Origin of the sequence: Streptomyces sp. NPDC053076 (assembly GCF_044546845.1) — a bacterium.
Classification (GTDB): domain Bacteria; phylum Actinomycetota; class Actinomycetes; order Streptomycetales; family Streptomycetaceae; genus Streptomyces.
Genome location: NZ_JBITZL010000011.1, coordinates 45,187 through 57,501 on the forward strand (window position 1 = coordinate 45,187; position 12,315 = coordinate 57,501).

A 12,315-nucleotide genomic window follows, 5' to 3' on the forward strand; every position below is an offset into this window, starting at 1 on the left:
TCACCCGTAGGTCCGACGTGTTCCACTGGTCGTTCTCGCACCCTTCGTAATGCAGGTCATATGAAGACGAATCATCTGGAGCCGGGCAATCCCAGCAAAGGCACCGGATAAGGTTGCGGGCATGACTCAGTCCCACCCCAGGATCAGCAAGGCTGTCATTCCCGCAGCCGGCCTCGGCACCCGGTTCCTGCCGGCTACCAAAGCCACTCCCAAGGAGATGCTGCCCGTCGTCGACAAGCCGGCGATCCAGTACGTGGTCGAGGAGGCCGTGTCGGCGGGGCTCGATGACGTCCTCATGGTGACCGGACGCAACAAGCGCCCGCTCGAGGACCACTTCGACCGCAATTACGAGCTGGAGTCGGCGCTCGGGAAGAAGGGTGACGCCGAACGGCTCGCGAAAGTGCAGGAGTCCAGTGATCTGGCCACCATGCACTACGTGCGCCAGGGCGACCCCAGGGGGCTCGGTCACGCCGTGCTGTGCGCCGCTCCGCACGTCGGCCACGAGCCGTTCGCCGTTCTTCTCGGAGACGACCTGATCGACCCGCGGGACCCGCTGCTCAAGCGCATGATCGAGGTTCAGGAGCAGCGCGGCGGCAGCGTCGTCGCCCTCATGGAGGTCGCGCCCGAGCAGATCCACCTCTACGGCTGCGCGGCCGTGGAGGCCACCACCGACGGGGACGTCGTGAAGGTGACCGGACTGGTCGAGAAGCCGGACCCGGCGGACGCCCCGTCGAGTTACGCGATCATCGGCCGCTATGTCCTCGACCCGAACATCTTCGGTGTTCTGCGCAAGACCGAGCCGGGCCGCGGCGGCGAGATCCAGCTCACCGACGCCCTCCAGCAGCTCGCCCAGGACGAGAAGGTCGGCGGTCCCGTGCACGGCGTCGTCTTCAAGGGCCGCCGTTATGACACCGGCGACCGTGGCGACTATCTGCGTGCCATTGTCAGACTCGCGTGCGAACGTGAAGACCTGGGCCCGGACTTCCGGGCCTGGCTTCGCAGTTACGTAGCCGAGGAGATGCAGCGATCTTGAGCAGCGCCGTGACCCGCCCCGCCGGCCCGGACGACCTGTGGTCGGTGGACGAGCATCTGGAGGACATCCTCTCGACCGTCCGCCCCCTCGAACCCATCGAGCTGCAACTGCTCGACGCCCAGGGCTGCGTCCTGGTCGAGGACGTCACGGTGCCGGTGTCCCTGCCGCCGTTCGACAACAGCTCCATGGACGGGTATGCGGTGCGGGTCGCGGACGTCGCGGGCGCCGGTGAGGAGTTCCCGGCCGTCCTGGAGGTCGTCGGTGACGTCGCGGCCGGCGCGGCCGATCCGGTGCGGGTCGGCCCCGGGCAGGCCGCGCGCATCATGACCGGCGCGCCCCTGCCGCCCGGCGCCGAGACCGTCGTCCCCGTCGAGTGGACCGACGGCGGGATCGGCGAGGGCCCGGTGACCGGCATGCGGGCGCGCAGCCTGGCTCCCGAGGGCGCCGAGGGCCAGGTGCACGTGTACCGCCCGGCCGAGGCGCGCGCGCACGTGCGGGCCAAGGGCAGCGACGTGCGGGCCGGCGACCGGGCCCTCACGGCCGGGACGATCCTCGGGCCGCCGCAGATCGCGCTGCTCGCCGCGATCGGCCGCGGCACGGTACGGGTGCGCCCCCGCCCGCGCGTGGTCGTCCTGTCCACCGGCAGCGAACTCGTCCAGCCCGGCGAGCAGCTGGCCACCGGCCAGATCTACGACTCCAACAGCTTCGCCCTCACCGCCGCAGCGCGGGACGCGGGCGCCATCGCCTACCGGGTGGGCGCCGTCGCCGACGACGCCGAGACCCTGCGCTCCACCATCGAGGACCAGCTCATCCGCGCGGACCTGCTGGTGACCACGGGCGGGGTGAGCGTGGGGGCGTACGACGTCGTGAAAGAGGCGCTGTCGTACGTCGGCGACGAGGACGTGGCGGGCAGCGGCGTCGAGTTCCGCAAGCTCGCCATGCAGCCCGGCAAGCCCCAGGGTTTCGGCTCCATCGGTCCCGAGCACACGCCGCTGCTGGCCCTGCCGGGCAACCCGGTGTCGTCGTACGTCTCTTTCGAGCTGTTCGTCCGCCCCGCCATCCGCGCCCTGATGGGCCTCCCGGAGATCCACCGGCCGCGCGCGCGGGCCGCCCTGGAGGCGGGGGAGGCACTGCGCTCGCCCAAGGGGCGCCGCCAGTTCCTGCGCGGGGCGTACGCCGACGGGAAGGTGGCCCCCGTGGGCGGATCCGGTTCCCACCTGATCGCCGCGCTGGCACAGGCCGACGCGCTGATCGTGGTCCCCGAGGACGTCGAGTCCGTCGAGCCCGGCAGCGAGGTGGAGGTACTGCTGCTCGGCTGACGCACGCGCGCGCGGCCGTCCACAGGACGATCCTGGTCCGCTGTGCGCGCCGGCTTGGCGGTAGCGTGTCGCCCACAGCAGGCCCGCGCTCCGCACCGCGCCGGGCCCGGACCGGGAGCGCCACACACCATGACTGTGCCTTCCCGGGGGGAGACCCCCGGACGCCCTGTGCAGGACCGACTGACGCACATCGACGAGGCGGGCGCGGCCCGTATGGTCGACGTGTCCGGGAAGGACGTGACCGCGCGCACCGCCCGCGCCGCCGGACGTGTCCTCGTCTCACCGCGCGTGGTCGAGCTGCTGCGCGGTGAGGGGGTGCCCAAGGGGGACGCCCTCGCCACCGCGCGCATCGCCGGGATCATGGGAGCCAAGCGCACCCCGGATCTGATCCCGCTGTGCCACCCGTTGTCGGTGTCCGGTGTGAAACTGGATCTGTCGGTCGCGGACGACGCCGTGGAGATCCGGGCCACCGTCAGGACGACGGACCGCACGGGTGTCGAGATGGAGGCACTCACCGCGGTGACGGTCGCCGCGCTCACCGTGATCGACATGGTCAAGGCGGTCGACAAGGGAGCGGTCATCACGGACGTGCGGGTGGAGGAGAAGACGGGCGGCAAGTCGGGCGACTGGAGCCGGGCATGACCTACTACGACACCTTCGGCGGCGCGCTGTCGGCGCCGTACGCCGCGCTGGTCGTCACCGCCTCCAACCGGGCCGCCGCGGGTGTCTACGAGGACAAGGGCGGCCCGCTGATCGTGAAGGGCCTGAAGGGCATGGGGTTCGCCGTGGACGGGCCGCAGGTGGTGCCCGACGGGGATCCGGTGGAAGCGGTGCTGCGGGCGGCGGTGGAGGCCGGGTACGACGTCGTGGTCACCACCGGCGGCACCGGCATCTCGCCCACAGACCGCACCCCCGAGGCGACCCGCGCGGTGATCGACCGCGAGGTGCCGGGCATCGCGGAGGCCGTCCGGGCGTACGGGCGGGAGAAGGTACCGACCGCCGCGCTGTCGCGGGGCCTGGCGGGAGTGGCCGGGGGGACGCTGATCGTCAACCTGCCCGGGTCGAGCGGCGGGGTGCGGGACGGCCTGGCGGTGCTGGAGCCCCTGCTGATCCACGCCGTCGACCAGATCCGCGGCGGTGACCACCCCAGACCCGGCAGTGGGGGTGCGAGCTGAACAGCCCTTCCTGGCCCGTCGTGCTGGCGGACGGCGATGTCGTCCTCCGGCCGATAAAGCTGCGCGACCAGCGGGCCTGGCGCGAGGTGAACCGGCGCAACCGGGACTGGCTGCGCCCCTGGGAGGCGACCATACCGCCGCCCACGCCGAGCGGGCCGATCACTCACCGGCCGACCTTCCGGCAGATGGTCCGGCACTTGCGTTCCGAGGCCGGGGCGGGCCGGATGCTGCCGTTCGTCATCGAATACCGGGGTCTGCTCGTCGGACAGTTGACGGTGGCCGGGATCACCTGGGGATCGATGTGCTCGGGGCATGTCGGCTACTGGGTGGACGAGTCGGTGGCCGGACGCGGGGTGATGCCGACGGCCGTCGCGCTCGCGGTGGACCACTGTTTCCGCACCGTCGGCCTGCACCGCATCGAGGTCTGCATTCGCCCCGAGAACCGGCCGAGCCGACGGGTCGTGGAGAAACTCGGATTCCGCGAGGAGGGGCTCCGGCCGCGTTTTCTGCACATCGACGGCGCCTGGCGTGACCATCTCGTCTACGCGCTCACCGCGGAAGAGGTGCCCGACGGGCTGCTCGCGCGGTGGCGCCGGGCGCGCTCCCGGCGGACCGAGCGGTCGGACGGTCCCGGGGGCGCCGCGGGGACACCGGACCCGACGCGGAATCCCCGGAACGCGCCGGGGAATCCCGCCGAGCGCCCCTGAATTGAATATTTGTTCGAAATTGATCGGTTGCTGACCGTCCCGGGTCGGTTGAATTCGCGGATGCAGTGGCCCTCTGATCGCATCGGTCGCAAAAAAAGCTGGAAATATCAGCCGGATCGTGCGACACACCGGTCCAATTGGCGGATGGCCTCGCACAAACCCCTCTACCGTGTAAGGCGTGAGCAGCAGCGGCCTCATCTACGCAGTCATTGTCGGGGCCTGGGCCGCCTACTTGGTGCCGATGTGGCTCCGTAGGCAGGACGAGCTGAACGAGGCCCGTCCGACGGAACGCTTCAGCACCGCCATCCGGCTGCTTTCCGGACGGGCGGGCATGGAGCGCCGATACGCCAGGGACCTGCGAGCGCGCTCCGCCCAGGAGGGGGAGCCGGACGCCCGCGAACCGGACGTGGTCACCGACTCGGTGGACGTCCGGTCCTTCGCCGTGCCTCCGACCCGCCGTCAGGTCAGCACGGAGGCCGGGCCCGAGGCGCCCGGCGGCGGCGAACCAGCGCGTGACCAGAGCACCGCGCCGGCCCCCACGTCCCCCTCCGTACCCGCCCAGCAGCGTGAACCGGTGGTGCGGCGCGCGTCCTCGGCGCAGACGGCCGCGGCGCGCGCCCAGCGCTCGAAGGTGCTCGCGCGCCGTCGGCGCACCACCGTGATGCTCTTCCTCGCCTTCACGGTCGGCGCGATCGCCGCCGCCGTCGGCGGGCTCGCGTTCCTGTGGGTGCCCGGCGTGCCGGCCGTCACGCTCAGCGCGTACATCGCCTATCTGCGTACGCAGGAGCGTCGCCGCTTCGCCTACCAGATGGACCGCCGGCGTGCCGAGGTCGCCGCCCAGCGCCTGCGTGAGCGCCAGCCGCGCCGACGCGCGTCCGCCGAGGAGGGCACCGGCGCCGGCGATGCGGACGAGGTTCCGGGCGCCGACACCGACACCGGCCTCTCCGCGCTCGCCGCCGACCGGCGCGCCCTCGTCGAGCAGACCGACCACGCCGAATGGGTCGACCAGCAGCGGGAGCGGCAGCGGCGGCCCGCTCACGGGGACAGCTGGGATCCGGTGCCCGTGCCGTTGCCGACCTACGTCACCGCGCCCGTCGCTCCGCGCGCGACCTCCGACGTGGATCTGGGGGCGCCCGACACATGGAGTTCGGCGCGTTCCAGCGCGGTCGTGCCGGAGCAGGAGGCAGGACATGCGCCGCAGAGCGCGGCGGGTGAGCCGGAGCCGGCGTCCGGGGGCAAGCCGGCGGCCGGCCGTGGCGACGCGTTGCCGCACGCCCGGAGGCGCTCGCGCGGAGGGAACCCCGCCGCGGCCTCGGCCCGCCGGGCCCGTGAGCGCGGACGGACGCCCCTCTTCGATCAGTACGAGGACGGCGACCGCCCGCGCGCGGCCAACGAATAGCCCCGCCCCCACCCCGCCCTGACCGGCCGCGGAGCGGATTTCCGAGCACCCCGATCGGGATGCTAAAGTTTCACTCGTTGCAAGGGCCTGTGGCGCAGTCCGGTAGCGCACCTCGTTCGCATCGAGGGGGCCAGGGGTTCAAATCCCCTCAGGTCCACGCACGACTGTTCCTGAGTCAGCTCGGGAGCGGTGAGCGAAGATCCCGCCGATCATCACGATCGGTCGGGATCTTCGTCGTTTCCGGAGCCGTTTCCGGAGCCGTCGGTGCTCTGTCGTGACAGGGATCACATAGCGCGCCGCGCGGTGTCTCGTCGCGTGCCGCGACGGCGTCACGAGGAATCCGGTGCCCCCACCGAAGCTGTCGATGGGGGCCGCGGGGAAGCCGGTGCCACGCGCCTCAGAGCCGCTTGGCGAAGCAACGGCTCTCCTCGTACTCGCGGTAGTAGCCGAACTTCCCGCACGGCGCGTAGCCGCTGGAGGTGTACAGGGCGATGGCCTCCGGCTGTTTGGTCCCCGTCTCCAGGACCATGCGGACCCGGCCGGCCGCGCGGGCGTCCTCCTCCAGGGCCGTGAGCATGCGGCGCGCCAGCCCCCGGCCGCGCATCCCCTCGACGACGTACATGCGCTTGAGTTCGGCGTCGCCGTCCTCGTTGCCCTCGCCGTTGTCGTCCTGGCTGCGCCAGCCGCCGGTCGCCACCGGGCGGTCGTTCTCGTCGTACGCGATCAGGTACGCGCCCCGGGGCGGGGCGAAGTCGGTGGCATCGAGGGTCGTGGCGTCGCCCCCGTCGCCGTAGCGCAGGTGGTACTCGGCCTGGACCTCGTCGTTGAGCTTCACGGCGTCGGGGTGGTCGAAGCGAACGCGACGTATAATCATACTGAGTATCGTACTTCTATGCAGAGGGTGGGATGCCGGGTTGTGCGGACCCGGACCAGTGTGCCGGTATCGTGCCCTGGTGCTGACTGTGACCTCGGTGAACGTGAACGGGCTGCGGGCCGCCGCGAAGAAGGGCTTCGTGGAGTGGCTCGCCGGGACCGACGCGGACGTCGTCTGCCTCCAGGAGGTGCGTGCCGAGCCGCACCAGCTGCCCGCGGAGGTCCGGCAGCCCGAAGGGTGGCACGTCGTGCACGCCCCGGCCGCCGCCAAGGGCCGAGCGGGCGTCTCCCTCTACACCCGGCGCGAGCCCGACCGGGTCCGGATCGGCTTCGGCTCCGCCGAGTTCGACGGCAGTGGGCGCTACGTCGAGGCCGAGCTGCCCGGCGTCACCGTCGTCTCCCTCTATCTGCCCTCCGGTGAGGTCGGCACCGAACGGCAGGACGAGAAGATCCGTTTCATGGGCGAGTTCCTCGCCCACCTCAAGGAGCTGCGCGAGCGCGCCGCCGCCGACGGGCGCGAGGTCGTCGTCTGTGGCGACTGGAACATCGCCCACCGGCAGGCCGACCTCAAGAACTGGCGCGGCAACACCAAGAACTCCGGCTTCCTGCCGGAGGAGAGGGACTGGCTCGGCCGGGTGTTCGCCGCCGAGGACGGCGGCTACGTCGACGTCGTCCGCGCCCTGCACCCCGACGCCGAGGGGCCGTACACCTGGTGGTCGTACCGCGGGCGGGCCTTCGACAACGACTCCGGCTGGCGCATCGACTACCAGGTCGCCACGCCCGGGCTCGCCGGCCGGGCGGTCAAGGGCTTCGTGGAGCGCGCGGCCACGCACGCCGAACGGTGGTCGGACCACGCGCCGGTGACCGTCGTCTACGACGTCTAGCAACCGGGAGCGGCTGCGCGGGCGCTCAGTCGCTTTTGCTCAGGCGGCGGTCCAGCGCCAGGGAGAGTTCCGCCTCCACGACGCTGCGGGCCAGCGGACGCAGACGCTGGAGATCCTCCTCGGGCGCGTGGCGCAGGATCACGTCCGAGAAGAGTTCGGCCAGGGCCTCGGCGTGCTCACGGACGCGAGTGGCGGCCGTCAGGACCTCGGCGAGCGGGATGCCCTCGCGGACCAGTGCGGAGGAGACGTCCAGCAGGCGCCGGCTGATGTGGACGATCTCGTCGCCGTCGGTGCCGAGATAGCCCAGGTCCATGGCGGTGGCGAGGTTCTCGGGTGTGACCTCGCCCTCGAAGCGGGCGGCGAGTTCCTCGGGTGTGAGGCGGACCGGTTCCTCCTCGGTGGGGGTGCCGACCCCGAGCAGGTCGGCGACGTCCCGGCCGTGGTCGAACGCCTCGGCCAGCTCCGCGATGCCGTTCAGGGTGTGGCCGCGCTCCAGCAGGGCGGCGATGGTGCGCAGCCGGGCGAGGTGATGGTCGTCGTACCAGGCTATGCGGCCCTCGCGGCGGGGAGGCGGGAGCAGTTTGCGCTCGCGGTAGAAGCGCAGGGTGCGCACGGTGATGCCGGCCGACCGGGCCAGTTCCTCCATGCGGTACTCGCGCGGGGCGCCGGGGTGCGCCGGCTCCGGGTGCGTCCGCGGGCCGGCCGGCTCCGGGCGGGTGTCCGGGTGTTCTGCGTCCTCTGCCACTCCCGCAGCCTATGGCGTACCGGCGGTAACTTTCCTTCCCCCGCCCCCTACCGCTCGGTACGGAGCTGCCCTACAGTCCCATTGCGCCAGTGTTCACTGGCAGGGTTTCTAGGTGATGCGTGGAGGCTTCGGGATGGCCGAGCACGAGCATGTACGGGTGGCGGTGATCGGGTCCGGGTTCGGCGGGCTGGGGGCCGCCGTGCGGCTGCGCCGGGAGGGAATCACCGACTTCGCCGTCCTGGAGCGGGCCGACAGCGTCGGCGGTACCTGGCGGGACAACAGTTACCCCGGGTGCGCCTGTGACGTGCCCTCACACCTCTACTCCTTCTCCTTCGCGCCCAACCCGGACTGGCCGCGCACCTTCTCGGGGCAGCGCCACATCCGCGCCTATATGGAGCACGTCACCGACCTCTTCGGACTGCGCCCGCACATCCGCCTCGACTCCGAGGTCAAGCTGATGACCTGGGACAGCGACAACCTGCGGTGGAACATCGAGACCACGCGCGGCTCGCTCAGCGCCGACGTCGTCGTCTCCGCCACCGGGCCGCTGTCCGACCCGAAGATCCCCGAGATCCCGGGGCTGGAGTCGTTCCCGGGCAAGGTGTTCCACTCCGCTCGCTGGGACCAAGACTACGACCTGCGCGGCAAGCGGGTCGCCATGGTCGGCACCGGGGCTTCCGCGATCCAGATCGTGCCCGCCATCCAGCCGCAGGTCGGCCGGCTCACCCTCTTCCAGCGCACCCCGCCGTGGGTGATGCCCCGCATCGACCGCGCCGTCAGCGGCGCCGAGCGCTGGCTGCACCGGCGGCTGCCCGTCACCGCCCAGGCCCGGCGCGGACTGCTGTGGGGCATCCGGGAACTGCAGGTGCAGGCGTTCACCAAGCGCCCGGACGAACTCGGCCTCGTCGAACGACTCGCCAAGCGCAACATGGCCCGCGCCGTCAAGGACCCCGCCCTGCGTGCCAAGCTCACCCCGGACTACCGCATCGGCTGCAAGCGGATCCTGCTGTCCAGCGCCTACTATCCGGCGCTGGCCCGGCCCAACGTGGACGTCGTCGCGAGCGGGCTGAGCGAGATCCGCGGGTCGACCGTCGTCGCGGCGGACGGCACGGAGGCCGAGGTCGACGCGATCGTCTTCGGAACGGGCTTCCACGTCACGGACATGCCCATCGCCGAGCGCGTGGTCGGCGCGGAGGGCATCACCCTCGCGGAGTCCTGGAAGAACGGCATGCGGGCGCTGCGCGGCGCCTCGGCGGCCGGGTTCCCGAACTGGATGACGATCATCGGGCCCAACACCGGCCTGGGGAACTCCTCCATGATCCTCATGATCGAGTCCCAGCTGAACTACATGGCCGACTACCTGCGCCAGCTCGACGTCCTGGGGGTCCCGTCAGGCCCTCACGGCACGGGGGGAGGCCGTACCGCCCTCGACGCCCGGCCCGCCGCCGTCGATGCCTGGAACGACAAGGTCCAGGAACGCATGAAGCGGACCGTGTGGAACACCGGCGGCTGCACCAGCTGGTACCTGGACGCCAGCGGTCGCAACACCACCGTCTGGCCCGGTACGACGACCGAGTTCCGCAGCGCCACCCGCCGGGTGGACCTGGCGGAGTACGACGTCATCCGCAGGCCGTCGACGCAGAAGCGCGCGCAGGCCCCGAAGGGCGCGGCGGCCGTCGCGGCGGCCAAGCGGAGCGAGGCCACCGCATGAGCCGGCGTGCCTCCGCCAGCTCCGGCGCCCCGGGTGCCCGTGCCGCCTCCGTCACCTTTGGCCCGTACGCCCCGCCCGTCCCCACCCGCACGCTCACCGTTACCTCCGCCGACGGCGCCCGGCTGCACGTGGAGGTGCACGGCCCGCAGGACGCGCCCCCCGTCGTCCTCTCCCACGGCTGGACCTGCTCGACGGCGTTCTGGGCGGCCCAGATACGGGACCTGGCGGCCGATCACCGGGTGATCGCCTACGACCAGAGGGGACACGGGCGTAGCCCCGCGAGCCCCGCGTGCACGACCGAGGCGCTGGCGGACGATCTCGAAGCGGTGCTCGCGACGACACTGACGCGCGGGGAGAAGGCGCTGATCGTCGGCCACTCCATGGGCGGCATGACGGCCATGGCCGCGGCCGAGCGCCCCCGCTTCCGTGAACACGCCGCCGCCGTCCTGCTGTGCAGCACGGGCAGTTCGCGGCTGATCGCGGAGGCGCGCGTGCTGCCGTTGCGCGCCGGACGCACCCGCACCTGGATCACCGGGCGGGCCCTCGGTTCGCGTGCTCCCCTCGGGCCGGTCACGCCGGTCGCGAAGAGCATCCTCAAGTACGCCACGATGGGCGCCGGTTCCGCCGCGCACCGGGTGGAGGCGTGCGCGCGTATCGTGCACGCTTGTCCGCGCGCCGTGCGCCACGCGTGGGGGGCCGTACTCGCGGCGCTCGATCTGGACCACGGCGTACGGGAGTTGCGTGTGCCCACCGCGGTGCTGCACGGCGCCTCCGACCGGCTCACGCCTCCCGTGCACGCCCGTGCGCTGGTCGCCGCGCTGCCGCACTGCGTCGGCCTCACCGAGCTGACCGGCGTCGGCCACATGACCCCGATCGAGGCCCCCGAGCAGGTGACCGGCCGGATCCGGGAACTCGTCACCACCTACGTCACGGGGGCCGGCCCCGCGGACGCGCACGGTTCCATCCCCGCGCAGCTCAAGGAGGACGCATGAGCAGGGTCAGCCTCGAAGGACAGGTCGCGGTCGTCACGGGAGCGGCGCGCGGCGTCGGTGAACTGCTGGCGCGCAAGCTGTCCGCGCGCGGGGCGAAGGTCGCGCTGGTCGGGCTGGAGGAGGAGGCGCTCAAGGAGGTCTGCGGGCGCCTGCACAGCGAGAGCGCCTACTGGTACGCCGACGTCACCGACCACGAGACCATGAGCCGGGTCGCGCGGGAGGTGAAGGAACGCTTCGGGAAGGTCGACATCGTGGTGGCCAACGCCGGTGTGGCGACCGGTGGTCCCTTCGCCGACTCCGATCCGCAGGCGTGGCGGCGCGTGATCGAGGTGAACCTGATCGGTTCGGCGGTGACCGCGCGGGCGTTCCTGCCGGTGCTGGTCGAGAGCCGGGGCTATCTGCTGCAGATCGCCTCGCTCGCCGCGATCACGCCCGCGCCGATGATGACGGCGTACTGCGCGTCCAAGTCGGGCGTGGAGGCGTACGCGCACAGTCTGCGCGCCGAGGTCGGCTACCAGGGTGTGCGCGTCGGCGTCGGCTACCTGTCCTGGACCGACACCGACATGGTGCGCGGCGCCGACCAGGACGACGTCATGCGGGAGCTGCGGCAGCGGCTGCCGTGGCCGTCGAACAAGACGTACCCGCTGGGACCGGCGGTGGACCGGCTCGTCGCCGGGATAGAGCGGCGCTCGGCGCACGTGTACGGGCAGTGGTGGCTGCGCGGCATGCAGGGCGTGCGCGGGTATCTGCCGGCGGTCATCGGGACGGTCGGGCAGCGCGAGATGAAGCGGTTCGCGCCCCGGCTGCAAGGAATGCGCTCCGGGCTCGTCGGCGCAGGTGGGGAGGCCGATGAGGCGGCGCGCGCTACCCAGCGTAACTGATCGACATGCAGCCCGTGTTCGCCCGTGTGAATCTGGTCGAGGCCCCACTGAGGGGCCGCATCCCCACCCTCACCACGGGAGTGAACCCACATGGGTATGAAGGACAAGTCGAGCCAGATCCAGAACCAGGCCAAGGAAAAGATGGACCAGGCCCGCGAGAAGGCCGGCCAGCGCGGTCAGCAGCAGAACCGTCAGGGCCGCCCGCAGCACGAGCGGGGCGGCGAGAACCACCGTGACATCCAGGACACGGAGCAGCAGGTGGAAGACCGCTTCGACCAGGACTACGACGCCTAGTCGCTGCGCTCGGCCTTGGCCGAATGACGTGGGGTGCCCTCCTTCGCGGAGGGCACCTTGCGTTGTGTCCCGTCGGTGTCCCCACGGTGTCCCCACGGTGTCTCGTCGGTGTCCCGTCGGGTCGGTCCGTCCGCGCCGTCGGGTGCGGGCCTGGGGCGCCGGTCCGTCCGTGCCGTCGGTGCGGGCCAGCGGGGTTCTCGCGCGGCTTCCCATGCGCGGTTCCCCACGTGGGGGTTCTCGCGCGGGTTTCCCCACGTGGGGGTTCTCGCGCGGTTCCCCGCGCGGGGGTTCCGGCGCGGTTC

Annotated in this window: 13 protein-coding genes and 1 tRNA gene; 12 read left to right on the plus strand and 2 right to left on the minus strand. The window is 71.9% G+C overall.

Annotated features, from left to right (window positions below):
* Positions 1-121: 121 nt before the first annotated feature.
* The 7 genes from galU (at position 122) to ACIGYR_RS33775 (ending at position 5,790) form a co-directional block, all read left to right on the plus strand.
* On the plus strand, positions 122-1,033 hold the full coding sequence (gene galU, locus ACIGYR_RS33745; RefSeq protein ID WP_399607490.1) for a UTP--glucose-1-phosphate uridylyltransferase GalU: 912 nt from the start codon (positions 122-124) through the stop codon (positions 1,031-1,033).
* Positions 1,030-2,352, plus strand: a complete 1,323-nt coding sequence (glp, locus tag ACIGYR_RS33750; protein WP_399607488.1) for a gephyrin-like molybdotransferase Glp — start codon at positions 1,030-1,032, stop codon at positions 2,350-2,352. The genes galU and glp overlap by 4 nt, the downstream gene beginning before the upstream one ends.
* A gap of 129 nt (positions 2,353-2,481) precedes the next feature.
* Positions 2,482-2,994, plus strand: coding sequence for a cyclic pyranopterin monophosphate synthase MoaC (gene moaC, locus ACIGYR_RS33755; protein ID WP_399607485.1), 513 nt, complete (start codon positions 2,482-2,484; stop codon positions 2,992-2,994).
* Positions 2,991-3,527, plus strand: a complete 537-nt coding sequence (locus ACIGYR_RS33760; RefSeq protein ID WP_391846882.1) for a molybdenum cofactor biosynthesis protein B — start codon at positions 2,991-2,993, stop codon at positions 3,525-3,527. The genes moaC and ACIGYR_RS33760 overlap by 4 nt, the downstream gene beginning before the upstream one ends.
* A 20-nt stretch (positions 3,528-3,547) precedes the next feature.
* The gene (locus tag ACIGYR_RS33765) at positions 3,548-4,234 is read left to right on the plus strand and encodes a GNAT family N-acetyltransferase (RefSeq protein ID WP_399607482.1); all 687 of its coding nucleotides are present in this window, start codon (positions 3,548-3,550) and stop codon (positions 4,232-4,234) included.
* Positions 4,235-4,412: 178 nt separating this feature from the next.
* Positions 4,413-5,633 carry a gephyrin-like molybdotransferase receptor GlpR gene (gene glpR, locus ACIGYR_RS33770; RefSeq protein ID WP_399607481.1) on the plus strand — a complete coding sequence of 407 codons (1,221 nt, stop codon included), beginning with the start codon at positions 4,413-4,415 and terminating at the stop codon, positions 5,631-5,633.
* Positions 5,634-5,716: 83 nt separating this feature from the next.
* Positions 5,717-5,790: transfer RNA gene (locus ACIGYR_RS33775), tRNA-Ala, on the plus strand.
* A 240-nt stretch (positions 5,791-6,030) separates the two neighbouring features.
* Here ACIGYR_RS33775 and ACIGYR_RS33780 read toward each other — a convergent pair.
* Entirely contained in the window at positions 6,031-6,507 is a 477-nt protein-coding gene (locus tag ACIGYR_RS33780; RefSeq protein ID WP_399607479.1) for a GNAT family N-acetyltransferase, read from the minus strand.
* Positions 6,508-6,586: 79 nt separating this feature from the next.
* On the opposite strand from ACIGYR_RS33780, the gene ACIGYR_RS33785 reads away from it, so the two are divergent.
* The gene (locus tag ACIGYR_RS33785) at positions 6,587-7,390 is read left to right on the plus strand and encodes an exodeoxyribonuclease III (RefSeq protein WP_399607476.1); all 804 of its coding nucleotides are present in this window, start codon (positions 6,587-6,589) and stop codon (positions 7,388-7,390) included.
* A 25-nt stretch (positions 7,391-7,415) separates the two neighbouring features.
* Here ACIGYR_RS33785 and ACIGYR_RS33790 read toward each other — a convergent pair whose 3' ends face one another.
* A complete protein-coding gene (locus ACIGYR_RS33790; RefSeq protein ID WP_399607572.1) occupies positions 7,416-8,036 on the minus strand; it encodes a MerR family transcriptional regulator in 621 nt (206 codons plus the stop codon).
* Between the two features lie 232 nt (positions 8,037-8,268).
* On the opposite strand from ACIGYR_RS33790, the gene ACIGYR_RS33795 reads away from it, so the two are divergent.
* The 4 genes from ACIGYR_RS33795 (at position 8,269) to ACIGYR_RS33810 (ending at position 12,013) form a co-directional block, all read left to right on the plus strand.
* A complete protein-coding gene (locus ACIGYR_RS33795; RefSeq protein ID WP_399607474.1) occupies positions 8,269-9,846 on the plus strand; it encodes a flavin-containing monooxygenase in 1,578 nt (525 codons plus the stop codon).
* On the plus strand, positions 9,843-10,838 hold the full coding sequence (locus ACIGYR_RS33800; RefSeq protein WP_399607471.1) for an alpha/beta fold hydrolase: 996 nt from the start codon (positions 9,843-9,845) through the stop codon (positions 10,836-10,838). The genes ACIGYR_RS33795 and ACIGYR_RS33800 overlap by 4 nt, the downstream gene beginning before the upstream one ends.
* Positions 10,835-11,719, plus strand: a complete 885-nt coding sequence (locus tag ACIGYR_RS33805; RefSeq protein WP_399607469.1) for an SDR family oxidoreductase — start codon at positions 10,835-10,837, stop codon at positions 11,717-11,719. Before ACIGYR_RS33800 ends, ACIGYR_RS33805 begins: the two co-directional genes overlap by 4 nt.
* 90 nt (positions 11,720-11,809) lie before the next feature.
* On the plus strand, positions 11,810-12,013 hold the full coding sequence (locus ACIGYR_RS33810; protein WP_391846897.1) for a hypothetical protein: 204 nt from the start codon (positions 11,810-11,812) through the stop codon (positions 12,011-12,013).
* Positions 12,014-12,315 lie beyond the last annotated feature (302 nt).